The organism is Streptomyces sp. CNB091 (genome assembly GCF_000377965.1).
Genome location: NZ_KB898992.1, coordinates 419,877 through 441,689 on the forward strand (window position 1 = coordinate 419,877; position 21,813 = coordinate 441,689).

At 72.7% G+C, this 21,813-nt stretch carries 22 protein-coding genes and 1 pseudogene; 13 read left to right on the forward strand and 10 right to left on the reverse strand.

The window, feature by feature from the left end; all coding sequences use genetic code 11:
* The first annotated feature begins 20 nt into the window (after window positions 1-20).
* From D581_RS0108080 to D581_RS0108090, 3 genes are all read left to right on the forward strand, one after another.
* Window positions 21-467 (forward strand): SRPBCC family protein, encoded by a 447-nt coding sequence (locus tag D581_RS0108080; protein WP_018956731.1) that lies wholly within the window; start codon window positions 21-23, stop codon window positions 465-467.
* A 178-nt stretch (window positions 468-645) separates the two neighbouring features.
* The gene (locus D581_RS0108085; RefSeq protein ID WP_026290321.1) at window positions 646-2,226 is read left to right on the forward strand and encodes an SDR family oxidoreductase; all 1,581 of its coding nucleotides are present in this window, start codon (window positions 646-648) and stop codon (window positions 2,224-2,226) included.
* Between the two features lie 61 nt (window positions 2,227-2,287).
* Window positions 2,288-2,767: an SRPBCC family protein gene (locus D581_RS0108090; protein ID WP_018956733.1), complete on the forward strand. Its 480-nt coding sequence runs from the start codon at window positions 2,288-2,290 to the stop codon at window positions 2,765-2,767.
* A gap of 21 nt (window positions 2,768-2,788) precedes the next feature.
* Here D581_RS0108090 and cds1 read toward each other — a convergent pair whose 3' ends face one another.
* Window positions 2,789-3,922, reverse strand: coding sequence for an L-cysteine desulfhydrase Cds1 (cds1, locus tag D581_RS0108095; protein WP_018956734.1), 1,134 nt, complete (start codon window positions 3,920-3,922; stop codon window positions 2,789-2,791).
* Window positions 3,923-4,157: 235 nt separating this feature from the next.
* Between cds1 and D581_RS0108100 the strand changes: the two genes are divergently transcribed.
* A complete protein-coding gene (locus D581_RS0108100) occupies window positions 4,158-4,475 on the forward strand; it encodes a hypothetical protein (RefSeq protein ID WP_026290322.1) in 318 nt (105 codons plus the stop codon).
* A 255-nt stretch (window positions 4,476-4,730) separates the two neighbouring features.
* On the forward strand, window positions 4,731-5,249 hold the full coding sequence (locus D581_RS0108105; RefSeq protein WP_003970858.1) for an ATP-binding protein: 519 nt from the start codon (window positions 4,731-4,733) through the stop codon (window positions 5,247-5,249).
* 86 nt (window positions 5,250-5,335) lie between these two features.
* On the opposite strand, the gene D581_RS0108110 is transcribed toward D581_RS0108105, so the two are convergent.
* On the reverse strand, window positions 5,336-6,550 hold the full coding sequence (locus D581_RS0108110) for an ROK family protein (protein ID WP_018956736.1): 1,215 nt from the start codon (window positions 6,548-6,550) through the stop codon (window positions 5,336-5,338).
* 239 nt (window positions 6,551-6,789) lie between these two features.
* On the opposite strand from D581_RS0108110, the gene D581_RS0108115 reads away from it, so the two are divergent.
* From D581_RS0108115 to D581_RS0108125, 3 genes are all read left to right on the forward strand, one after another.
* Window positions 6,790-7,920, forward strand: a complete 1,131-nt coding sequence (locus D581_RS0108115) for an MFS transporter (protein ID WP_018956737.1) — start codon at window positions 6,790-6,792, stop codon at window positions 7,918-7,920.
* Between the two features lie 114 nt (window positions 7,921-8,034).
* Entirely contained in the window at window positions 8,035-8,400 is a 366-nt protein-coding gene (locus tag D581_RS0108120; protein WP_018956738.1) for an SCO4225 family membrane protein, read from the forward strand.
* 33 nt (window positions 8,401-8,433) lie between these two features.
* The gene (locus tag D581_RS0108125) at window positions 8,434-9,189 is read left to right on the forward strand and encodes a maleylpyruvate isomerase family mycothiol-dependent enzyme (RefSeq protein WP_018956739.1); all 756 of its coding nucleotides are present in this window, start codon (window positions 8,434-8,436) and stop codon (window positions 9,187-9,189) included.
* Window positions 9,190-9,239: 50 nt separating this feature from the next.
* Here D581_RS0108125 and D581_RS1000000139480 read toward each other — a convergent pair.
* Together D581_RS1000000139480 and D581_RS0108135 are read right to left on the reverse strand one after the other, a co-directional pair.
* Window positions 9,240-9,445, reverse strand: a pseudogene (locus tag D581_RS1000000139480) (response regulator transcription factor); the annotation flags it as partial.
* 51 nt (window positions 9,446-9,496) lie between these two features.
* Window positions 9,497-10,201, reverse strand: coding sequence for a TetR/AcrR family transcriptional regulator (locus D581_RS0108135; protein WP_026290324.1), 705 nt, complete (start codon window positions 10,199-10,201; stop codon window positions 9,497-9,499).
* A gap of 128 nt (window positions 10,202-10,329) precedes the next feature.
* On the opposite strand from D581_RS0108135, the gene D581_RS0108140 reads away from it, so the two are divergent.
* Window positions 10,330-10,788, forward strand: coding sequence for a nitroreductase family deazaflavin-dependent oxidoreductase (locus D581_RS0108140; RefSeq protein ID WP_018956742.1), 459 nt, complete (start codon window positions 10,330-10,332; stop codon window positions 10,786-10,788).
* A gap of 73 nt (window positions 10,789-10,861) precedes the next feature.
* On the opposite strand, the gene D581_RS0108145 is transcribed toward D581_RS0108140, so the two are convergent.
* A complete protein-coding gene (locus D581_RS0108145) occupies window positions 10,862-12,076 on the reverse strand; it encodes a geranylgeranyl reductase family protein (RefSeq protein ID WP_018956743.1) in 1,215 nt (404 codons plus the stop codon).
* 195 nt (window positions 12,077-12,271) lie between these two features.
* Between D581_RS0108145 and D581_RS0108150 the strand changes: the two genes are divergently transcribed.
* Window positions 12,272-13,636, forward strand: coding sequence for a dipeptidase (locus D581_RS0108150; RefSeq protein ID WP_018956744.1), 1,365 nt, complete (start codon window positions 12,272-12,274; stop codon window positions 13,634-13,636).
* A 108-nt stretch (window positions 13,637-13,744) separates the two neighbouring features.
* Window positions 13,745-14,434, forward strand: a complete 690-nt coding sequence (locus D581_RS0108155) for an MBL fold metallo-hydrolase (protein WP_018956745.1) — start codon at window positions 13,745-13,747, stop codon at window positions 14,432-14,434.
* A gap of 18 nt (window positions 14,435-14,452) precedes the next feature.
* On the opposite strand, the gene D581_RS0108160 is transcribed toward D581_RS0108155, so the two are convergent.
* A complete protein-coding gene (locus tag D581_RS0108160) occupies window positions 14,453-15,490 on the reverse strand; it encodes an NUDIX hydrolase (protein WP_018956746.1) in 1,038 nt (345 codons plus the stop codon).
* A gap of 228 nt (window positions 15,491-15,718) precedes the next feature.
* Entirely contained in the window at window positions 15,719-16,726 is a 1,008-nt protein-coding gene (locus tag D581_RS0108165; RefSeq protein ID WP_018956747.1) for an ROK family protein, read from the reverse strand.
* A 206-nt stretch (window positions 16,727-16,932) separates the two neighbouring features.
* Here D581_RS0108165 and D581_RS0108170 point away from each other — a divergent pair, with 206 nt between their 5' ends.
* A complete protein-coding gene (locus tag D581_RS0108170) occupies window positions 16,933-17,961 on the forward strand; it encodes a LacI family DNA-binding transcriptional regulator (RefSeq protein WP_018956748.1) in 1,029 nt (342 codons plus the stop codon).
* 90 nt (window positions 17,962-18,051) lie between these two features.
* On the opposite strand, the gene D581_RS0108175 is transcribed toward D581_RS0108170, so the two are convergent.
* Complete coding sequence (locus D581_RS0108175; RefSeq protein WP_018956749.1) at window positions 18,052-18,885, reverse strand: alpha/beta fold hydrolase; 834 nt, start codon at window positions 18,883-18,885, stop codon at window positions 18,052-18,054.
* Between the two features lie 99 nt (window positions 18,886-18,984).
* On the opposite strand from D581_RS0108175, the gene D581_RS0108180 reads away from it, so the two are divergent.
* Window positions 18,985-19,533 carry a CGNR zinc finger domain-containing protein gene (locus D581_RS0108180; protein ID WP_026290325.1) on the forward strand — a complete coding sequence of 183 codons (549 nt, stop codon included), beginning with the start codon at window positions 18,985-18,987 and terminating at the stop codon, window positions 19,531-19,533.
* Window positions 19,534-19,730: 197 nt separating this feature from the next.
* Here D581_RS0108180 and D581_RS0108185 read toward each other — a convergent pair whose 3' ends face one another.
* Both D581_RS0108185 and D581_RS0108190 read right to left on the reverse strand, forming a co-directional pair.
* Complete coding sequence (locus D581_RS0108185; RefSeq protein WP_026290326.1) at window positions 19,731-21,029, reverse strand: DUF6986 family protein; 1,299 nt, start codon at window positions 21,027-21,029, stop codon at window positions 19,731-19,733.
* Window positions 21,030-21,192: 163 nt separating this feature from the next.
* The coding region (locus D581_RS0108190; RefSeq protein ID WP_018956752.1) for an electron transfer flavoprotein subunit alpha/FixB family protein at window positions 21,193-21,813 on the reverse strand (621 nt) is incomplete at its 5' end.

The window sequence follows — 21,813 nt, forward strand, 5'->3', positions numbered from 1 at the left end:
ACACCCCATAGGATCGTGGTGTGGCCGTCTTCCGGATCGAGCGCTTCTCCCCTCTCCCCGCAGCCGAGGCCTGGCGCCGGGTGACCGACTGGGAACGGCACGGCGCGCAGGTGCCGTTGACCGCGGTCTCGGTCCCGACCGGACTTCCCTCGCAGCTCGGGACGGTCTTCGTGGCCCGTACGGGGCTGGGCCCGCTGGCGTTCGACGATCCGATGGAAGTGGTGCGGTGGACGCCTCCCGCCGGGGGCCGGGCCGGGGTCTGCCGACTGGAGAAGCGGGGGTCGGTGGTGCTGGGCCGGGCCTCGATCGACGTGCTTCCCACGGATTCCGGTTCCCATGTGGTCTGGGTCGAGGAACTGCGGGTGCGGCTGGTGCCCCGGTGGGGTGATCCGCTGCTCGCCTCCACCGGACGGCGGATGTTCGGCAAGGTCCTGGACGCCCTGCTCGCCTCCCCCGGCGACCGGTAGGACCGCGGGGCCGGAGCAGGCGTACCTCAGCTTCTCCGTGAAGGTCACCGGCGACCGGGTGGCCGATGCGGTACGGGTGAAGCGACCGTCACACGATCGCGCCGTATCCATGGCATCGATGCCGCCGTACGGAGCCCCCGACCGGTCGTACCGCCCGTTCGGTGCCAGACTCGGCCAGATGACGGATCTGGGCGATACCTCTGCCGACCTGAGTCTCCCCGATGGCCCGGACGGCCCCGACAGCTCGCGTCCGCGCGCTCTGGTGACCGGGGCGACCGGCTACATCGGCGGCCGGCTGGTGCCCGCTCTGCTCGATGCGGGGCACCGGGTGCGCGCCCTCGCCAGAACGCCGCAGAAGCTGCGCGACTATCCCTGGGCGGACCGGGTCGAGGTGGTGCGCGGCGATGTCACCGACGGCGCGTCCCTGGCGGAGGCGATGCGGGACGTCGATGTGGCGTACTACCTGGTACACGCGCTCGGTTCCGGTGCGGACTTCGAGGAGACCGACCGCAGGGCGGCCCGGACCTTCGGCGAACAGGCGCGGGCGGCCGGGGTGCGCCGGATCGTGTACCTGGGCGGGCTGACCCCGGCCGGGGTGCCGGAGCGGGACCTGTCGCCGCATCTGCGCTCGCGGGCCGAGGTGGGGCGCATCCTGCTGGACTCCGGGGTGCCGACGGCGGTACTGCGCGCGGCGATCGTGATCGGCTCGGGGTCCGCCTCGTTCGAGATGCTGCGGTATCTCACCGAGCGGCTGCCGCTGATGATCACCCCGAGCTGGGTGCGGACCCGGATCCAGCCGGTGGCCGTACGGGACGTCGTCCGGTATCTGGTGGGGAGCGCGAAGCTGCCCGAGGACGTGAACCGGGCCTTCGACATCGGAGGCCCGGACGTCATGACGTACCGGGACATGATGCAGCGCTACGCCCGGGTGGCGGGGCTGCCGCGACGGCTGATCCTGCCGGTGCCGGTGCTCACCCCGACGCTCTCCAGCCGCTGGGTCGGTCTGGTCACCCCGGTGCCCAGCTCCATCGCCCGGCCGCTCACGGAATCGCTGCGTCACGAGGTGGTGTGCCGGGAGGACGACATCAAGGAGTACGTCCCCGATCCGCCGGACGGGCCCATCGGCTTCGACCGGGCGTTGCGTCTGGCCCTGAAGCGGATCCAGGAGGCGCGGGTCGACACCCGCTGGTCCAACGCCTCGGTGCCCGGCGCGCCGAGCGACCCGCTGCCCACCGACCCGGAGTGGGCGGGCGGCAGCCTCTACCGCGACGAGCGGGAGCTGACCGTGCCGGTCGGGCCGGACGCGCTGTGGCGGGTGATCGAGGGCATCGGCGGGGAGAACGGCTGGTACTCCTTCCCCCTGGCCTGGGCGGTACGCGGCTGGCTCGACCGGCTCGTCGGCGGGGTGGGGCTGCGGCGCGGCCGGCGGGATGCCCAGCGGCTGCGGGTGGGCGACTCGCTGGACTTCTGGCGGGTGGAGGAGATCCTGCCGGGCGAACTGCTGCGGCTGCGGGCCGAGATGCGGGTGCCGGGCCTGGCCTGGCTGGAGCTGTCGGTGCGCCGCGACGACCGGGGCGGGACGGTGTACGGGCAGCGCGCCCTGTTCCATCCGCGCGGGCTGTTCGGCCACGCCTACTGGTGGAGCGTGTGGCCCTTCCACTCGGTGGTGTTCGGCGGGATGGCTCGCAACATCGCCGAGGCCGCCGCGGCCGAGGAGAGACGCCGTGCGTCGATGACCGGCAGTGGTACAGACAACTGACGGCCCTGCCGCTAGGGTGTGCCCGGCCCAACACGTCGCAGACCGCCGGGAGGTGCACGCGATGGCACGCCTGCTCCGTACCGTGGGACGGGAGTTCGTCGACTCCGCGCCGATGCGTCTGGTGTTCGCCGCCGAGGTGTCCGCGCCGGTGGGCGTGGTGTACCGCGCGCTCGCCGAGGATGTCGCGTCGTGGCCGTCCTGGTTCACCGCCGTCACCCTGGCCACGCCCACTCATGAGGGGGCGGGCCGCGAGGTGCGGCTGCGGGGCGGGGTCCGGTTCCGCGAGACGATCGTGGCCGCCGAACCGGACACGTGCTACGCCTACCGGGCCGACGAGTCCAACGCACCGGGTCTCCGTGCCCTGGTGGAGGAGTGGCGGCTCACTCCGGAGGGGTCCGGCACCCGGGTGCAGTGGACCTTCGCCGCCGACGGGACGGGACTGTTCCGCCTGGTGCTGAGCCTCGCACGGGCGGGGGTGGGCCGGTCCTTCCGGGACGCCGTGCGCCGCCTGGACGCGCGGCTGGCGACGACGGCGCCCTGAGCTGTGCGGCCGTAGCCGGCCTCAGCAGGGCCAGGTTCCGGTGGTGAGGAAGTCGTCGATGGCGGTGGTGTACGGGACGATGTCCAGGCCCTGTTCCTCCAGCCACGAGTCGGAGTAGTACTTGTCCAGGTAGCGGTCGCCCGGGTCGCACAGCAGCGTGACGACGCTCCCGCGCTCGCCTCGCTCCACCATCTCGGCGATGAGCTTGAACGCGCTCCACAGTCCGGTGCCCGTCGACCCGCCCGCCTTCCGGCCGATGGCGCGCTCCAGGGCGCGGACGGCGGCGACGCTGGCGGCGTCGGGCACCTTCATCATGCGGTCGATGGCGCCGGGCACGAAGCTGGGCTCCATGCGCGGGCGGCCGATGCCCTCGATGCGCGAGCCGCGGTCGCTCGTGGCGAGCGGGTCGTGGTTGGTCCAGCCGTCGAAGAAACAGGAGTTCTCCGGGTCGGGCACACAGATACGGGTGTCGTGCTGGAGGTAGTGGACGTAGCGGGCGATGGTCGCCGAGGTGCCGCCGGTCCCGGCGGTGGCGACGATCCAGGCGGGCTGTGGGTAGCGCTCCAGGCGCAGCTGCTGGTAGATCGACTCCGCGATGTTGTTGTTGCCGCGCCAGTCGGTGGCGCGCTCCGCGTAGGTGAACTGGTCCATATAGTGCCCGCCGGTCTCGGCGGCGAGGGCCGCGGACTGTTCGTACATGGTGCGCGAGTCGTCCACGAAGTGGCACCGCCCGCCGTGGAATTCGATGAGCCTGGTCTTCTCCGGGCTGGTGGTGCGCGGCATCACGGCGATGAACGGGACGCCGATCAGTTTGGCGAAGTACGCCTCCGACACGGCCGTCGAACCGCTGGATGCCTCGATGACCGGCCTGTCGGGCCGGATCCAGCCGTTGCAGAGCCCGTACAGGAAGAGCGAGCGGGCGAGACGGTGCTTGAGGCTGCCGGTGGGGTGCGTCGACTCGTCCTTGAGGTAGAGGTCGATGCCCCACGCCTCGGGCAGCGGGAAGCGCAGCAGGTGGGTGTCGGCGGAACGGTTCGCGTCGGCCTGGACCTTGCGTACGGCCTCCTTCAGCCAGGCCCGGTACTCCGGGTCGCTGCGGTCGACGTCCACGGTCGCCCTGGCCCCGTGCCCGGCTGCGTGCTCACTGGTGTCCATGGGCCTGCTCCTGTTGGTCGTCGATCCGATACCGGCGCCTCCACGATATGCACCCCACCTGCGCAAACGGTCACTTTGATGGTCCATAGCGCTGCCTTTGAGCACCGCCCGCGGGGGCGGCGGCGACGGGCGGTGCGGCCGAGGACCCGTCGTACTTATGGGCCCTCTGGCGGTCCGGCCCGCGCCGGGGCACACTGCACAGCAGGAAGTGGTGTCGAAGGGGGGCGAATCCGCCATGACGGACGTCGAGTTCAGTGCTTCGGGGGTCAGGATCGAGCGGTTCACCAGGTCGCTGACCAGGGCTGGTCAGGTGGTGGTGAAGGACGGGCGGCTGTCGCTGCTCACGAGCAACGGGCGGGAGATCGACAGCGCCCCGGTGGGCTCGGTCAGCGCCCGCAAGTGGTGGTTCATCGCGGCGGATTCCGTCATCGCCCGGGTGAACGGGGTGCGCTACCGGTTGACGATGGGGCAGCGCAGCCGCAGACGCGACGGGGCGGCTCCGCTGCGGCGCTTCCTGGAGGCTCTGCGCCACGCGCGCGGCCGCCGGGACTGACCACCGGCACAGGTCCGGCGGGCCGGTTCGCCGGCCGCCGGGCTCCGCCGCGAGTTGCGGAGCCGTATCCCCTGGGCCACGCTGGTCCCATGTCACTGAAGGTGCACCCTCGGTGACAGAGCGATCCGCTCCACGGACCGGATCGCGCGACACGAGCAGACACGACAAGAGCAGAGCGGATTCGGCAGTCAGTCGGCCGCCGGCTCCGTTCGTTTCTCTTCTCTTCTTCCGGACCTATTTCGGGGAGTCGCAGCCGTGATCAGCGAGCCAAGCAGGCACTGCACGGTGGAGCTCCAGGCCCTGCCGTCGCGGATCGGTCAGGTCCGCAGAATCATTTCGGCGCAACTGCGCTACTGGCATCTCGATCCTCTGATCGACCAGGCGGCCCTGGGCGTCACCGAGCTTCTCACCAATGTTCACCGGCACGCACAGCCGGACAAGTCATGCACCGTCGACATCGAGCTGCTGCTCGACCGTCTGACGGTCTCCGTCCACGACCACGACCCGCGCCTGCCCACGGTGAACGAGGCGGACTCGTTCGCCACGTCGGGCCGGGGTCTGGCCCTGATCGCCGCCGTCAGCGAGAGCTGGGGCGTCCGGCCGATCGGCTCGGCGGGGAAGGCCGTCTGGTTCACCCTGCCCGCGGCCACCGGCGCCTCGACCCTGCCACCGCTCGCGGTCTACGGGTCGATGACCGACGGGCCGTTCGGGGCCGTGACCATCACCCCCGACGACATCGTGGCCGTGCCCGCCCGGTCGGCCGTGGTCGGCTGAAACGGAGCGGGCGGGGCGGGAAGGGGTCACGCCCTGGCGCCGCCCGCTGCCGTGAACGGTGCGCTGACAGCGGGGACCTGCGGGCGTCAGGCCAGCGCCGCGAGCGGGTCGTCGAGGACCGGCTGCCAGGCCAGCTCGGCGGCGCCCACCAGGCTGTTGTGGGCCAGGGTGCACGGCAGGATCGGCACGCTGCCGCTGCGCCCCCACAGGCTCCGGTCGGCGACGACGGCGCGCAGCCGCTCCGGGTCCGCCTCCAGCAGGTCGCGGTGGAGCCCGCCGAGGATGATCCGGTCCGGGTTGAGGATGTTGACCAGTCCGGCCAGCCCCAGCCCCAGGCGGTCGATCAGCGCTTCGGCGGCGTGCCGCACGGCGGGGTCGTCGTACTCCGTACGGAGCAGGTTTCCGGCCTGCTTGAGGAGGGACTCCTCGGGACCCGGTGCGCGGCGGGCGGTGGTGAGGAAGGCCAGCGGGTCGGTCTCCACGTCGAGGCAGCCGCGCCCGCCGCAGTGGCAGGGCCGCCCCTCGGGGTTCACCGTGAGATGTCCCACCTCCAGCGCGAGACCCGAACTCCCGCTGTGCAGGCGGCCGTCGAGGACGAGGGCCCCGCCGACGCCCCGGTGGCCGGTGGCCACGCACAGGAGGTGCTGGGCGCCGCGGCCCGCGCCGTGCCGGTGCTCGGCCAGCGCGGTGAGGTTGACGTCATTGCCGGTGAACGCGGGCCCGGTGATGCCCGCTTCGCGTACGCAGGCGGCGAAGATGTCGCGGACCGGGGAGCCGGCGGGCCAGGCGATGTGCAGCGGGTTGAGGGCGGTGCCCTCCGGCTCGGCGACCGCGGAGGGCACCGCGAGCCCGGCCCCGACGCAGCGCAGCCCGCTCTCGCGCAGCAGCCCCGCCCCCGCTTCCACTACCTCGCCGAGCACCTGTGCCGGGTCGGCCATCACCGCGACGCAGCCCGGCGAGGTGGCGACGATCCGGCCGCCGAGCCCGACGAGCGCCGCCCGGAAACCGTCGGCGTGCACCTGGGCGGCGAGGACGACGGGGCCGGTCTCCAGGACGGACAGCCGATGCGAGGGGCGGCCCTGGGATCCGGCCGCCGACCCGGGGCTGGAGTCGACCCGGATCAGCCCGAGTGCCTCCAGTTCCGCGGCGACCGCCCCGGCGGTGGCGCGGGTGACGCCGAGTTCGGAGGTGAGCACGGCCCGGGTGGGGGCGCGTCCGGTGTGGACCAGTTCCAGTGCGGGCCCGAGCGCACTGCGGCCCCTCTCCAGCTTCGTCCGGGTGGTGGTCGCCTTGCCGTTCATGGGGGCGAGTCTCCCATGATCCGAAGGCTCCCCGGACGCCCAGGTCCCGCCCGGGGATCCCGTTCCGGCCCCGGCCGGGACCCCTCGACGTACGGCGTGCAGCGGTGTTGCGTCCGTCGCCCGAGCGCCCCTATGCTGAGTTTGTGCCGCAACTAAACAAACTGCGGACGGCCCTACCCGGGGGACCTGGCGGAGACACCGCCCCACCCTCCTCGGCCCGCCTCCGTACCGCGCTGACCGTGTTCTTCGCCCTCGACGGGTTCCTGTTCGCCGGCTGGGTGGTCCGTATCCCGGCCATCAAGCAGCAGACCGGAGCCTCCGCCTCCACCCTCGGCCTCGCCCTGCTCGGCGTCTCCGCCGGCGCGGTCATCACCATGATGCTCACCGGCCGGCTGTGCCGCCGTTACGGCAGCCATGCCGTCACCGTGGTCTGCGGCGTCCTGCTTCCCCTGAGCATCGCCCTGCCCGCCCAGACCCACTCGGCGCTCTCCCTCGGCCTCGTGCTGCTGGTGTTCGGAGCGGCGTACGGCGGGATGAACGTGGCGATGAACAGCGCCGCCGTCGACCTGGTCGCCGAACGGCGCCGGCCCGTGATGCCGACCTTCCACGCGGCGTTCAGCCTGGGCGGCATGGTCGGCGCCGGGCTCGGCGGGCTGGTCGCGGGGGGCCTGACCGCGTCCACGCACCTCTTCCTGCTGGCCGGGACAGGCCTGCTCGTCACCGCGTTCGCCGGGCCCGCCCTGCTGCGCCACCGCCCGGTCCCCGCCGCTCCTCGGCCCGTCGACCGGGAAGCGCCGAAGCAGCGGCTGTCGCCCCGGGCCCGCCGCGTCGTCGCGCTCTTCGGCGTGATCGCCCTGTGCACGGCGTACGGGGAAGGGGCGCTGGCCGACTGGGGCGCGCTGCACCTGGAACAGGACCTGGGCGCGCGCCCCGGGCTCGCCGCCGCCGGCTACGCGCTGTTCGCCCTGACGATGACGGCGGGCCGGCTGACCGGGACCGTCCTGCTCGAACGGCTCGGCCAGACCCGCACCCTCGTCCTCGGCGGCGTAACGGCCTCGGCCGGAATGCTGCTGGGCTCGCTGGCGCCGACCACCTGGCTGGCGCTGGCCGGGTTCGCGGTCACCGGCCTCGGGCTCGCCAACATCTTCCCCGTCGCGGTGGGGCGTGCGGGCGAACTCGCGGGACCGAGCGGAGTCGCCGCGGCGTCGACGCTCGGCTACGGCGGGATGCTGCTCGGCCCGCCCGCGATCGGCTTCCTCGCCGACTGGTTCTCGCTGCCGCTGGCCCTGACGACGGTCGCCCTGCTGGCCGCGGCGGCCGCCGCCCTGGGCTACGGAGCGCGCAACGCGACGACGGACGCGCACACCTGATCACCCGCACACATGGTCGATTGAGTAGCCGTACTCAGGCAGGACCCGCTCCCCCCGCGCACGATGGAAGCCTCGACCGAGCAAGAGGCAGAGCGAGCAGCAGGGGAGCACACCATGAAGCGCCTGACCGACCACCCGCACCTGAACACCCTGGTCCGGCTGACCTTCCGCAACCCCGCTTCCCTGATCTACCTCGGGCTGGTCCTCGCGGCGACGCTGTTCGTCGCCGTGGACACCCTGTTCGTCGCCCACGAGGACGCCTCGTTCTCCGGCGTCTGGCTGTTCCTCCTCGCGGCCCCGACCGTTTTCCTGTTCTTCCTCGGCGGCTCCCTGGCGGGCGCCGAGGCCGGCGGGCCCGCGTGGTTCCTGGTGCTCGGCCTGGTGGTCTCGGTCCTCGTCCAGTCGCTGGCCCTGGGCTGGTTCGTCCGCCTGGTGCGCCGGGCCGGGTCGGCCGGTTCCGCGCACCCTCAGGGCGTCTGAGGGCCGAACAGGAGCCCTGGCACAATCGCCGCCATGCAGATCGCCGAGCACATCGCGTCGTTGTCCGAGGAAGGGCGACTGCTCGCGGCCGCCGCCGAGCGGGCCGGATCAGGGACATCGGTCCCGACCTGTCCCGGCTGGCAGATACGTCATCTCCTACGGCACACCGGCATGGTGCACCGTTGGGCGGCGGCGTTCATCACCGAGGCCCACACCACCTACCGGCCGGACGGCGGCGAACCCGCCCTCGACGGCGCCGAACTCCTGGACTGGTTCCGCCAGGGGCACCGCCATCTGGTCAGGTCCCTGGAGGAAGCCCCCGCCGACCTGGACTGCTGGACCTTCATGCCGGCCCCCTCGCCCCTGGCGTTCTGGTCCCGCCGCCAGCTCAACGAGACGACCGTGCACCGCGTGGACGCCGAGTCGGCGCTCGGCGGTCCGCTGACCGCGGTGTCCGCGGACCGGGCGGTCGACGGCATCGACGAGCTCCTCACCGGGTTCCACACCCGGCCCAAGAGCAAGGTGCGTTCCAAGAAGCCCCGGACGCTGCGGGTGCGTGCCGTGGACACGGAGGCGACCTGGACGGTACGGATCTCCCAGGATCCGCCCCGGGCCGTGCGGTCGGAGGCCGGGGCCCAGCCAGGCGACGGGTTCGACTGCGAGCTGAGCGGTACGGCGGAGGGGCTCTACCTCACCCTCTGGAACCGGCTGCCGCTCACCGCCGTCACGCTGCGCGGCGACCGCTCGGTGGCCCGGATCTGGACGGACAACTCCGCGGTCACCTGGTGAGTGCCGCCGGAGCACCGGGCAGAGAGACCGGGTGCGCCTCGGCTCAGCCGGAGCCAGCCGGGGCGCACCAGGCCCGATTCGTGTGCGAGGACGACGAGTTGGGCCCGGTGGCGGGCTCCGAGCTTGACCATGGTGCGGCTGACGTGGGTCTTCGCGGTGAGCGGGCTGACGACCAGTCTGCGGGCATCTCCTCGTTCGACAGGCCGATGCCGACCAGCGCCATCACCTCCCGCTCCCGTTCGGTGAGCCGGGCGAGCGAGGCGGCGGCCGTCGGGGAGTACGCCACCGGGAAAGCGGCGCTCCGCAGTCAGGTCGTAGGGACGCCGGGCAGGCCCACCGAGCGGGCCAGCTGACCGGCGGCCTGTCGGAACAGTGCCTCGCGCGCCTCGACGACCCGGTTGAACTGGCCGAACAGCTCGAAGGAGATCAGGCCGAACAGCTGGGCCCAGGCGGCGACCAGGGCCGCCACGGCGGCCGGAGGCACGTCCGGGGCGAACTCGGCGGCCATCCGCTCCGCGTCGGAACGCAAGCCCGGGGCGAGGGCGGGCACGGCGAGGTCCTCGGCCCGGAACGCGGCACGGACGATGTCGATGAAGACCAGGCCCACGCGGGACGCGGGCCCCACCGTGTCCATCGGGGCGATGTAGCCGGGTACGGGCGAACCGTAGATCAGGGCGTACTCATGGGGGTGGGCGAGCCCCCACTCCCGTACGGCACAGGCCACCGCGATCCAGCGTTCGGCGGGCGGGAGCGTCCCCGCCCGCTCCCCCGCCGCCCCTTCCGCGACCGCGCCGATGGCGTCGAACGCGTCGACGATCAGCGCGGTGAGCAGGTCGTCACGGCTGGGGAAGTAGCGGTAGAGCGCGGAGGAGACCATGCCCAGCTCGCGGGCCACGGCCCGCAGCGAGAGCTTCGCCGCGCCCTCCTCCGCGAGCTGCTTCCTGGCCTCGTCCTTGATGGCCGCGGTCACTTCGATGCGGGCGCGTTCCCTGGCCCCTCGGATGGTGCTCATGCGGTCAGTCTGCCACGGACAGGGAGCACCGACCAATAACGAGAGCAGTGCTCTTGCTTTGGGGTCTCGTCCCGTGCACACTGATCTCAAGCGAGAGCACTGCTCTCCCAGCATCTCGGGAGTCACCCATGTCGCAGCAGCAGCCCTACTACCTCCGGGCGAGCACCTCCGCCGCCCGCCTCAACAAGATCGTCGGATGGCTGGCCCGGCACGGCATCAGCCTGATGGGCTCCGCCGAGCTGTCGGTGCGCGGGCGAAAGAGCGGGCAGCTTCAGCGCATCCCGGTCAACGCCCACGCCTTCGAGGGCGAGCGGTACGTCGTCTCGGCCCGGGGCCACTCGCAGTGGGTGCGCAACATGCGCGTCGCGGGCGGCGGAGAGCTGCGGCTGGGACGCAAGGTGAGCAGCTTCACCGCCGTGGAGATCGCCGACGACGCGCAGAAGGCCCGGATCATCCGGGCCTATCTGGAGCGGTGGGGCTGGGAGGTCAACCAGTACTTCCAGGGGATCACAGCCAAGTCTACCGACGCCGAGCTGCTGGCGGCCTGCCCGGACCACCCGGTCTTCCGCATCACGGTCGAGCGCTGACCCGCCCCGTACGACGTCGGGGCGCCGCCGCCCCGGCAGGGCGGAGCGGCACCCCGAGAAGCACGGTGGGACCTCAGCGGTCCATCGCGGACAGCGCCCGCTGCGCCAGCGGGTGCGTACGGACCAGCTCGGCCAGCGACGTCGTCCCCCGGGTGACCCCGGCGAACGCCTTCCACGCCGGGCGGACGCCGGTCAGCACCGCGTGCAGCATCCCCGGGCGGCGCTCGAACAGCTTGAGCATGCGACGGCCGACGCCCATCTCGACGCCGAGACCGGCCTTGATGGCGAAGGCGTAGTTGAGGGCCTGACGGCGAGCGTCCACCGCGTCGTGCGACTCGGCGATCCTGACCGCCCACTCCCCCGCGAGCCGGCCCGAGCGCAGCGCGAAGGAGATGCCCTCGCGGGTCCACGGCTCCAGCAGTCCGGCCGCGTCCCCGCAGACCACGACCCGGCCGCGGGAGAGCGGCGAGTCGTCGCTGCGGCAGCGGGTGAGATGGCCCGAGGAGACGGCCGGCTCGAACCCGGCGAGGCCGAGGCGGGCGATGAAGTCCTCCAGATACCGCTTGGTGCCCGCGCCGTCGCCGCGCGCCGAGATGACGCCCACGGTGAGCGTGTCCCCCTTGGGGAACACCCAGCCGTAACTGCCGGGCATCGGGCCCCAGTCGATGAGCACCCGGCCCGCCCAGTCCTCCGCGACGGTGGCCGGGACCGGGATCTCCGCCTCCAGGCCGAGGTCGACCTGGTCGAGCTTCACCCCGACATGGGCTCCTATCCGGCCCGCGCTGCCGTCCGCGCCGACGACCGCCCGCGCGAGCACCGTCTCGCCACCGGCCAGCACCACGGCGACCGTCCGCCGGTCGGGCACGGCCGGACCGTGCTGCTCGACCCGCACCACCGATGCCCCGGTGCGCAGTTCGGCCCCGGCCTTCTGCGCCTCCTCGACCAGACCGGCGTCGAACTCCGAGCGGTTGATGAGCCCGAAGAGCATGCGCCGGGAACGGCGGGTGCGCGTCAGTTTGCCGTTGAGCGAGAAGGTGACCGCGTGGATGCGGTCCTTCAGGGGCAGTTCGAACCCCGGCGGCAGGGAGTCCCGCGAGAACCCGATGATCCCCCCGCCGCAGGTCTTGTAGCGCGGCAGTTCCGCTTTCTCCAGCAGCAGGACTCTTCGGCCCGCCACGGCTGCCGCGTACGCCGCCGATGCGCCGGCCGGTCCGGCGCCGACCACGACGACATCCCACACGGACGACTCTTCCGGCTCACGTCCGGCGTCTGCGTTCTCGCTGCTCACGATGTGCTTCTGCTCCTGATCCGACCAGTGGCCCCAAGCTGCTCACGGCATCCTACGGCGCGTTCCGGCCCAGCCCTCCTGTGGGAGGATCGGCCATGATTTCGTCGTACACGCGTCGCCTCACCGACGGCGTCGCACACGGTCGCGTACACACCGCGCCCTACCCATAACGTCGCACCCACGAGGAGCGTGCCCATGACCGCCCGTCCGATTCCCGAGACCGTCGCCTCGCTGATGCCCCGCGCCCGGGAGGAGCTGGCCGAGCTGGTGGCGTTCCAGTCGGTGGCGGACCCGGCGGTATTCCCGAGGAGCGAGTGCGAGGGCGCGGCGCAGTGGGTCGCCGACGCGCTGCGCGCCGAGGAGTTCACGGACGTCGCCCTGCTGGACACCCCTGACGGGACGCAGTCCGTCTACGGGTTCCTGCCCGGTCCGGCCGACGCGCCGACCGTGCTGCTCTACGCGCACTACGACGTGCAGCCGCCGTTGGACGAGTCGGCGTGGGTCTCCCCGCCGTTCGAACTGACCGAGCGCGACGGCCGCTGGTTCGGCCGGGGCGCGGCCGACTGCAAGGGCGGGTTCATCATGCACCTGCTCGCGTTGCGCGCCCTCAAGGCGGACGGCGGCGTCCCGGTCTCGGTGAAGGTGATCGCCGAGGGATCCGAGGAGCAGGGCACCGGCGGTCTGGAGCGGTACGCGGAAGCGCACCCGGAGCTGCTGGCGGCCGACACGATCGTCATCGGCGACACCGGGAACTTCCGGGTCGGGCTGCCGACGGTCACCGCGACGCTGCGCGGGATGACGATGCTGCGGGTGCGGTTGGACACCCTTGAGGGGAACCTGCACTCGGGGCAGTTCGGCGGCGCGGCCCCGGACGCGCTGGCCGCGATGATCCAGCTGCTGGCCTCGCTGCGCGCCGAGGACGGGACGACCACGGTCGACGGCCTGACCGGCGACGCCGACTGGGACGGGCTCCAGTACCCGGAGGCGGAGTTCCGGCAGGACGCCAAGGTGCTGGACGGGGTGGAGCTGATCGGCACCGGCACGGTCGCCGACCGGATCTGGGCCCGCCCCGCCGTCACCGTCATCGGCATCGACTGCCCGCCGGTCGTCGGCGCGACGCCGTCCGTGCAGGCGAGCGCGCGGGCGCAGATCAGCCTGCGGGTGCCGCCGGGCCAGGACGCCGCCGAGGCGACGAAGCTGCTCACCGCCCACCTGGAGTCCCGCGCCCCCTGGGGTGCGCGGGTGCGGGTGGAACAGGTGGGCCAGGGCCAGCCGTTCCGCGCGGACATGACCAGCCCGGCGTACACGGCGATGGCGGACGCGATGCGGGACGCGTACCCGGGCCAGGAGATGCAGTCCTCCGGGATGGGCGGCTCCATCCCGCTGTGCAACACGCTGGCGGGCCTCTACCCGGAGGCGGAGATCCTGCTGATCGGGCTGAGCGAGCCCGAGGCGCAGATCCACGCGGTGAACGAGAGCGTGTCGCCGGAGGAGCTGGAGCGGATGTCGGTCGCCGAGGCGCTGTTCCTGCGGAACTACGCGGCGTCGAAGAAGGTCTGACCTCCTGAGGCGCCCCCGGGGCGGCCCGGGGCGCCGCTACGCCCTCGGCGAAGTCGCCCGGAGCGTAGATCCGTGCGGCGGACGTCCGCCACTGCGTACGTTCGCCGCATGGATCTCGTCGAGGTACTCCCCCAGTTGCACATGTTCCGTTTCCGGATCGGTCAGGCCTATCTCTGGCACGACGGGACGGGGCTGACTTTGATCGACGCGGGTGACGTCGAGTCGGCCGCCTCGATCGAGGACGCGATCCGCACGCTCGGCCTCGCCCCTGCCGGGATCCGGCGCATCGTCATCACCCATGGCCACCGCGACCACTACGGGGCCGCGCGGGAGCTGGCGGACCGGCACGGCGCCGAGATCATCGCCCACGCGCTGGACGCCCCGGTGGTGCGGGGCGAGCGTCCCGTACCGGAGCCGGACCTGCTGGACTGGGAACTGCCGCTGTGGGAGCACGGGCTGACCTGCCCCGAGGCTCCGCCCACCCGGGTCGACCGCGAGGTGACCGGCGGCGAGGTGCTGCCGTTCGGGGACGGGGCACGGGTGGTCCACGCCCCCGGTCACACGGCGGGCTCCATCGCGCTCCATCTGCCGCGCCACGGTGTGCTGTTCACCGGGGACACCGTCGCCTCCGTGGAGCGGCGGGTGATGCTCGGCGTGTTCAACGTGGACCGGGCCGGGGCCGCGGCCACGTTCCGGCGACTGGCCGCGCTCGCGCCCCGTACCGTCTGCTTCGGTCACGGCGACCCGCTCACCGAGAACGCGGCCGCGGCGATGGACGCGGCGGCGAACGGCGCGTGAGCGGCGAACGGGCGCCGCTCAGCCCACCGGCACCCCCGCCTCCAGGTTCAGCACCGTCGACCGCTCGCGCGCCCGCAGGGCCCAGCGCAGCCGCTCGTACCGGGTGGGCGGCAGCATCCCCGCGGCCTCCCCCTCGGTGACGAAGCGCCAGCCGCGCAGCTCGGAGCCGGGCAGCAGCAGCCGGCCCGCGTCCTCGGAGCGCACCAGGCCGCCGTCGAAGAGGAAGCGCAGCCCGCCGTAGCCGGGCGGGCAGGGCGACTCCCAGTCGACGAGCAGCAGGGTGGGAACCCGGTCGAGGCGGAGGCCTATCTCCTCGGCGACCTCACGTATCCCGGCCTGCGCGGGAGCCTCGCCCGCCTCCACCACCCCGCCGGGGAACTCCCACCCCGGTTTGTACGTCGGGTCGACGAGCAGCACCCGGTCTTGCTCGTCGAAGAGCAGTACCCCGGCGGCCACCGTCTCGGCGGTCGGCTCCGGACTCTGGACGATCGGGCACGGCGCGGCGTTCCCCGTGCGCACGGCGTCCGCGATCAGCTCGGCGGTCTGACGGGGCGTGAGGGCGCTGTTGTCGACCACATGCGCGTCCTCGGTGATCCAGTCGAGGGCGTCGCGGTACGGGCCGATGTGCTCGTACGCCCACCGGCGCACGCGCTCGCTCTGCTCCTCGTCGCCGGGAAACTCCTCCCGGCCCGTGATCCGGCTACGCAGGATCGTTTCCTCAGGTGAGAGCGCCACATGCCGCACGGGAATGCGCCGGGAGGCGAGCCCTCCGAAGATCTCGTCGCGGTACTCCTGCCGCAGCAGGGTCATCGGCACCACCAGCACCCCGGGCACCTCGGCGAGCAGCGCCGCCGCCGTGTCCACCACGAGCCGCCGCCAGATCGGCAGGTCCTGGAAGTCGTCGACCTCGGCGAGCCTCTTCTGCGGCAGCAGACCGCGCAGCCCCGCGCCGGTGACCTCCGGGTCGTACAGCGTGCTGTTCGGGATCAGATCGATCAGTTCGACCGCGGCGCTGGTCTTGCCCGCACTGAACGCACCGTTGATCCAGACGATCACGGTTCCCCCTCTTCCGTAGCCCCCTGTGGCTTGCCCGCAACACCCTGCCGCGGAAACCCCGCGGCGGCGACGGCGTTGACCGGATGCGGTCGTCCGGAGCTACTGGAGGCCGGGCAGGGCGCTCGGAATGTGACCCGGGGGCGCCCGGCCTGACGAACCGGGCGCCCCCCGGAAGCTGTTGCCGGGGGCGCTGGAAGACTCGTGAAGATCTTGCTCCGGTCGACCGATTCACCCCAGATTGTCAGTAAATGTCAATCGGGTTGAATCGGTGCAAGCCGGGCGCGTTTTCACATCTTCATCAGACTCCTGGCGAAGCGCGATGGCCGCCGCCGCGGCCCCGACCAGACCCGCGTCGGTGCCCATCACCGCGGGCGCCACGGTCAGCCGCCGGAGGTAGGAGAGCGTGGCGTAGTCGCGCAGGCTGCGGCGCAGCGGTACGAAGAGCACGTCGCCGGCCCCGGCCACTCCCCCGCCGACCACCGCGATGTCGAGGTCCGCCAGGGTGGCGGTGGCGGCGATGCCGGCCGCCAGCGCCTGGGCGGCACGCTCGTAGGAGGCGATGGCGACCGGATCTCCGGCACGGGCGGAGACGGCCACCGCGGCGGCCGTCGCGTCGCCGTCGAGGCCGGGCCGCCAGCCGTTCTCCAGCGCGCGGCGGGCGATGTTGGGGCCGCTGGCGATGCCCTCGACGCAGCCGCGCGCACCGCAGGGGCACGGGTCTCCGTCCAGGTCGACGCTGATGTGGCCGATGTGCCCGGCGTTGCCCGAGGGGCCGGACCGCGGGGTGCCGCCGAGGACGAGGCCGCCGCCGACGCCCGTCGACACGACGAGGCACAGCGCGTTGTCGTAGCCCCGGGCCGCGCCGAGCCAGTGTTCGGCGGCCGTCATCGCGACCCCGTCGCCGACCAGGGCGACCGGCAGTCCGCCCGCCGTCTTGTGCACGCGCTCCACCAGCGGGAAGTCCCGCCAGCCGGGGATGTTGACCGGGCTGACCGTGCCGGCGGCGGCATCCACCGGACCGGCGCTGCCGATGCCGACGGAGCCGGCGCGACCCCACAGCGGCGAGGCCATCAGCTCGCCCAGCACCTGGTCCACGGCGCCCATGACCACCTCGGCGCCCTCCCGGGCGGGCGTCGGCCGCTGCGCCCGTACGAGGAGGGATCCGTCACCGTCCACCAGCGCGCCGGCGATCTTGGTGCCGCCGATGTCGAGCGCGGCGACGAGGTCGGTATGCATCGGTGTGGGCTCTCCGGATCGGTGAAGGGGCGGGACCTGCGGGTTCCGTCCACAGTCTGCACAGTCTCCATTCTGTTGACAACGTTGTCCAGGGCCTATGCTCGACGCCACAGCCTCCGATCACCCCCGCGGCGCCGCACCGGACCCCGCTCGGCGCCGGCCGGAGCACCGCAGCCCGCCCGTAATCCGACGACAGGACAGCGCACGTGGACCGGACCGCCCGTCATTCCGAGACCCGCTACGGCAACCGGCCGACCATGAAGGACGTGGCGGCCCGCGCCGGAGTCGGCCTGAAGACGGTCTCCCGGGTGGTGAACAGCGAGCCCGGCGTCACACCGGACACCGAGCGCCGCGTGCAGGAGGCGATCGACGCGCTCGGCTTCCGCCGCAACGACAGCGCCCGCGTGCTGCGCAAGGGCCGTACGGCATCCATCGGACTGGTCCTGGAGGATCTGGCGGACCCGTTCTACGGTCCGCTGAGCCGCGCGGTGGAGGAGGTCGCCCGCGCACACGGCGCGCTGCTGATCAACGGTTCCAGCGCCGAGGACCCGGAGCGGGAGCAGGAGTTGGTGCTGGCGCTGTGCGCCCGCCGGGTGGACGGCCTGATCGTGATCCCGGCGGGCGACGACCACCGTTATCTGGAGCCGGAGATCAAGGCGGGCATCGCCACGGTCTTCGTGGACCGCCCGGCGGGCCACGTGGACGTCGACATGGTGCTCTCCGACAGCTTCGGCGGGGCCAGGGAGGGCGTGGCCCACCTCATCGCGCACGGCCACCGCAGGATCGGGTTCATCGGCGACCAGCCGCGGATCCACACGGCCACCGAGCGACTGCGCGGCTATCACGTCGCCATGCGGGACGCGGGCATCACCGTCGAGGACGGCTGGGTCTCCCTCGGCTCCACCGAGCCGGAGCGCGTGCGGGCCGCCGCCGAGGAGATGCTCTCCGGCCCCGAGCCGGTCACCGCGCTGTTCGCGGGCAACAACCGGGTGACGGTGACGGCGGTCCGGGTGATCGCGGAGCGGGAGCGGCCGGTGGCGCTCGTCGGGTTCGACGACATCGAGCTGGCCGACCTGCTCGGCATCACCGTGATCTCGCAGGACGCCGCGGCGGTCGGCAGGACCGCCGCCGAGCACCTCTTCCGCCGCCTCGACGGGGCGGACCACGCCACGGCACGGGTGGAACTGCCGACGACGCTGATCCCTCGCGGCTCGGGCGAACTGCCCCCCGCCTGAGGCCCGTCGGGCGCGGCCGCCCCGAGGGCGCCGCACCGCCTCACGGGGGTGTGAGGACCGCACGCCGGGACGGCGCCCGCCGGAGCGTGGTCAGACCCCGGCGCCGGCCTGCCGGAATTCCCTGGTCAGCAGGGCCAGCAGCTGTGCGGGGGCGTCCTCCTGCACCGTATGGCCCGCGCCCTCGATCCAGTGCAGTTCGGAGTGCGGGATCAGCGCGTGCAGCTGCTCGGCGAAGGGCGCCGGCAGGAACCGGTCCTCACGCCCCCAGATGATCCGGGTCGGCACCAGAACGTCCCCCAGCAGGTGCTGGAACTCGTCGGTCGCGGCCTGTTCGGCCTGCCGGTACTGGCGGTAGTACGCGGCCCGGCCGCGCTCACCGCGCCACGGATCGACATGGGCGGACAGGACGTCCGCCCGGTAGCCGGTGTGCGTCGCGTGGCGCAGATGGCTCTCGACCAGCGCCTCGTGGGCGTAGCCGGGGAGTTGCTCGAAGAGGTGCGCGTTCCCCCTGATGAGCCGGAAGAGCCCGGTGCCCCACTCCCCGCAGGCCACCGCGTCCACCAGGGTGAGGTCCGCGTACCGCGCGCCGTGCAGGAGCAGCGCCCGCAGGGCCACGGCTCCGCCGATGTCGTGGGCGATCACGCGCGGGCGCTCCAGCCCCCAGTGCTCCAGGAGCCGGGTGAAGACCTTCGCCTGCGCCGCCGGGCCGATGTCCTGCCCGTCACGCTGCTCCGACTGTCCGAACCCGAGCAGGTCCCAGAGGTGGACGCGGTGATCGCGGGCGAGGGCCGGGGCGATGTCGCGCCAGATGAGCGAGGAGAACGGGGTGCCGTGCAGCAGGACGACCGGCTCCCCCTCCCCCAGCACGTCCCAGCGGACCGCCCCGTCCGGAGTCTCGAACGTCCTGGTCAGCTTGCCGTTCATGGTGCGCCTCCTGGCGTGCGGTTGGGAGGGAGACCCCTGCCGGACCATCGACGTTACCAGCTAAGGCGCATTGTCAGTAACCTTGATAAAGTGGTGATCATGCGACGGAACCCTGCGCCCGCGGAGCTCGAACTGGTCGAGGACTTCTGCAACACGGCCACTCATCTCCACGACGAGGACGGTCTCGCCCGGCCGGAGACGGCTGCCCGGTGGCTCGGCGCGCGCGGCTTCCCGGCACCGGCCGATCAAGGAGAGCTGACCTCACTAACGGAGGCGCGGGAGACCGTGCGGGCCTTTCTGGTCGAGCGGACCTCACCGGAGGCGGTCGACGCTCTCAACCGGCTCATCGCCGCGGTGGCGGGCGCTCCCGCCGTGCGCCCCGACGGCACGCTCGCCCTGCGGCCGACCTCGGGCGGGGCGGTGGCGGAGGTGGTACGCCCAGTGCTCGAAGCCCTCTTGGCGCACGGCCTGACCGGGCGTCACGCCACCCGCCTCAAGGCCTGCGCGGCCCCGGAGTGCCGCTGGGTCTTCTACGACCGGGCCCCGTCGTCGAACGGTCTCTGGTGCGACATGGACGTGTGCGGCGCACGGCACAAGATGCGCGCCTACCGCGCCCGCGGCGGGGCGGCCGCACGCCGGGACGCCTGAGGACGGGCCGGGCCCCGGCCCCCCGGGTCCTGTCGTCAGACTCCCGTCGCCGGAAGGGCGACGACGGCAGTTCGACGACGGCAGTCTGACGACAGGACCCAGGACACGTCCCGGAGGATCGTTCACGGCGACCGGGCACACCGGAGCGCCCCGGCGGGAGGGACCGTCCCGCCGGGGCGCGAAACCCGCTGACGCCCTTACGGAGCCGTGACCGTCAGGTCGCCCCGGCGCGGCGAGGCGAAGGCTTCCAGGTCCGTGCGGGTCAGGCCGGTCAGCCGGGCCACCTCTGCGGTGTCGAGCGCGCCGCAGTCGATGCCGCGCAGCAGGTAGCCGCCGAGGGCCTTGGCGGTGGCGGGCTCGTCCATGACGTCGCCGCCGGCCTTGGCCACATAGGCGGCGAGCCGGGCGGCGGCCGGCTCCAGGCCCTCCCGGTAGAAGGCGTAGACCGCGGCGTAGCGCGTCGGCAGGTGGCCGGGGTGCATGTCCCAGCCCTGGTAGTACGCACGGGCCAGAGCGCGGCGGGTGAGGCCGTAGTGGAGCCGCCAGGCCTCGTGGACCCGGTCGGCCGGGCCCACGGGCAGGACGTTGGTCGAGCCGTCGGAGACGCGTACGCCGGTGCCCGCGGCGGCGACCTGCATGACGGCCTTGGCGTGGTCGGCCGCCGGGTGGTCGCTGGCCTGGTAGGCGGCGCTGACCCCGACACAGGCGCTGTAGTCGAAGGTGCCGTAGTGCAGCCCGGTCGCCCGGCCCCGCGCGGCGTCGATCATGCGGGCCACCGCGGCGGTCCCGTCGGCGGCGAGGATCGACTGGCTGGTCTCGATCTGGATCTCGAAGCCGATGCGTCCGGCGTCGAGGCCGTGCGCCTTCTCGAAGGCTTCCAGGAGCTGGACGAAGGCGGTGACCTGCTCGGGGTACGTCACCTTCGGGAGGGTCAGCACGAGCCCTTCGGGCAGGCCGCCGGCCGCCATCAGACCGCTGAGGAAGACGTCCGTGGTGCGGATGCCCCGGTCACGGACGCCGGCCTCCATGCACTTCATCCGGATGCCCATGTAGGGGGCCGCCGTGCCGTTCGCGTACGCCGCGGAGACCAGGCGGGCGGCGCGGGCGGCGGCCTCGTCCTCCTCGGCGTCCGGGCGGGGGCCGTAGCCGTCCTCGAAGTCGATGCGCAGATCCTCGACGGGCTCGCGCTCCAGCTTGGCGCGTACCCGGTCGTGGACGGGCCCCGCCAGTTCCTCGGGGATGCCGAGGACGGCGGCGAACGAAGCGGCGTCGGGGGCGTGTTCGTCGAGGGCGGCCAGCGCCTGGTCGCCCCAGGAGCGCAGAGTGCCGGGCTCGAAGACGTCGCCGGGTACGTAGACGGTGTGCACGGGCTGGCGGGTGCCGGGGTCACCCGGGTAACGGCGGGCGAGTTCCGCGTCGACCGCCGTGAGGGAGGCGCTGATCTTCTCGCTGACCGCACCGGCGAGGCTCGTTGCCACCTTCTCCTGCTGACCCATGACCATACCCTCCACACTCTCGCTGTTTCCGCTTACCGGAATCAACAATCCGTATAGTGAAGTTATAAGGCCACTCGACCTGCGTCAATGGTCGCCCGGAACGGCCGCGGGCCGCGCGGTGGGGTTCACCGTGCGGCCCGGGGCGGGGTGTTCCGAGGAGGGGTCAGCCCTTGCGGGTGTTGATCTCTTCGGTGAGCTGGGGCACGACCGTGAAGAGGTCGCCGACGACGCCGTAGTCGACGAGTTCGAAGATCGGGGCCTCGGCGTCCTTGTTGACCGCGACGATCGTCTTCGAGGTCTGCATCCCCGCCCGGTGCTGGATCGCCCCGGAGATACCCGAAGCGATGTACAGCTGCGGCGAGACCGACTTGCCCGTCTGCCCGACCTGGGAGGTGTGCGGGTACCAGCCCGCGTCGACCGCCGCACGCGACGCACCCACCGCCGCACCCAGACTGTCGGCCAGCGCCTCGATCAGCGAGAAGTTCTCCGCACCGTTGACCCCACGGCCACCGGAGACCACGATCGCCGCCTCCGTCAGCTCCGGGCGGCCCGTCGACTCACGCGCCGTCCGCGACGTCACCCTCGTACCCGTCGCCGCCTCACCGAACGACACCGACAGGGCCTCGACCGTACCCGCCGCAGCACCCGGCTCCACGGGCGCCGAGTTCGGCTTCACCGTGATCACCGGAACACCCCGGGACACCCGGGACTTCGTCGTGAACGACGCGGCGAACGCCGCCTGCGTCGCCACCGGCCCCTGGTCACCGGCCTCCACATCGGTCGC

Coding starts and splice junctions, on each gene's coding strand:
- D581_RS0108085 (WP_026290321.1), top strand. CDS start 646: ATGACGGATCTGGGCGATACCTCTGCCGACCTGAGTCTCCCCGATGGC.
- D581_RS0108090 (WP_018956733.1), top strand. CDS start 2,288: ATGGCACGCCTGCTCCGTACCGTGGGACGGGAGTTCGTCGACTCCGCG.
- cds1 (WP_018956734.1), bottom strand. CDS start 3,922: ATGGACACCAGTGAGCACGCAGCCGGGCACGGGGCCAGGGCGACCGTG.
- D581_RS0108100 (WP_026290322.1), top strand. CDS start 4,158: ATGACGGACGTCGAGTTCAGTGCTTCGGGGGTCAGGATCGAGCGGTTC.
- D581_RS0108110 (WP_018956736.1), bottom strand. CDS start 6,550: ATGAACGGCAAGGCGACCACCACCCGGACGAAGCTGGAGAGGGGCCGC.
- D581_RS0108120 (WP_018956738.1), top strand. CDS start 8,035: ATGAAGCGCCTGACCGACCACCCGCACCTGAACACCCTGGTCCGGCTG.
- D581_RS0108125 (WP_018956739.1), top strand. CDS start 8,434: ATGCAGATCGCCGAGCACATCGCGTCGTTGTCCGAGGAAGGGCGACTG.
- D581_RS0108135 (WP_026290324.1), bottom strand. CDS start 10,201: ATGAGCACCATCCGAGGGGCCAGGGAACGCGCCCGCATCGAAGTGACC.
- D581_RS0108140 (WP_018956742.1), top strand. CDS start 10,330: ATGTCGCAGCAGCAGCCCTACTACCTCCGGGCGAGCACCTCCGCCGCC.
- D581_RS0108150 (WP_018956744.1), top strand. CDS start 12,272: ATGACCGCCCGTCCGATTCCCGAGACCGTCGCCTCGCTGATGCCCCGC.
- D581_RS0108155 (WP_018956745.1), top strand. CDS start 13,745: ATGGATCTCGTCGAGGTACTCCCCCAGTTGCACATGTTCCGTTTCCGG.
- D581_RS0108165 (WP_018956747.1), bottom strand. CDS start 16,726: ATGCATACCGACCTCGTCGCCGCGCTCGACATCGGCGGCACCAAGATC.
- D581_RS0108175 (WP_018956749.1), bottom strand. CDS start 18,885: ATGAACGGCAAGCTGACCAGGACGTTCGAGACTCCGGACGGGGCGGTC.
- D581_RS0108180 (WP_026290325.1), top strand. CDS start 18,985: ATGCGACGGAACCCTGCGCCCGCGGAGCTCGAACTGGTCGAGGACTTC.
- D581_RS0108185 (WP_026290326.1), bottom strand. CDS start 21,029: ATGGGTCAGCAGGAGAAGGTGGCAACGAGCCTCGCCGGTGCGGTCAGC.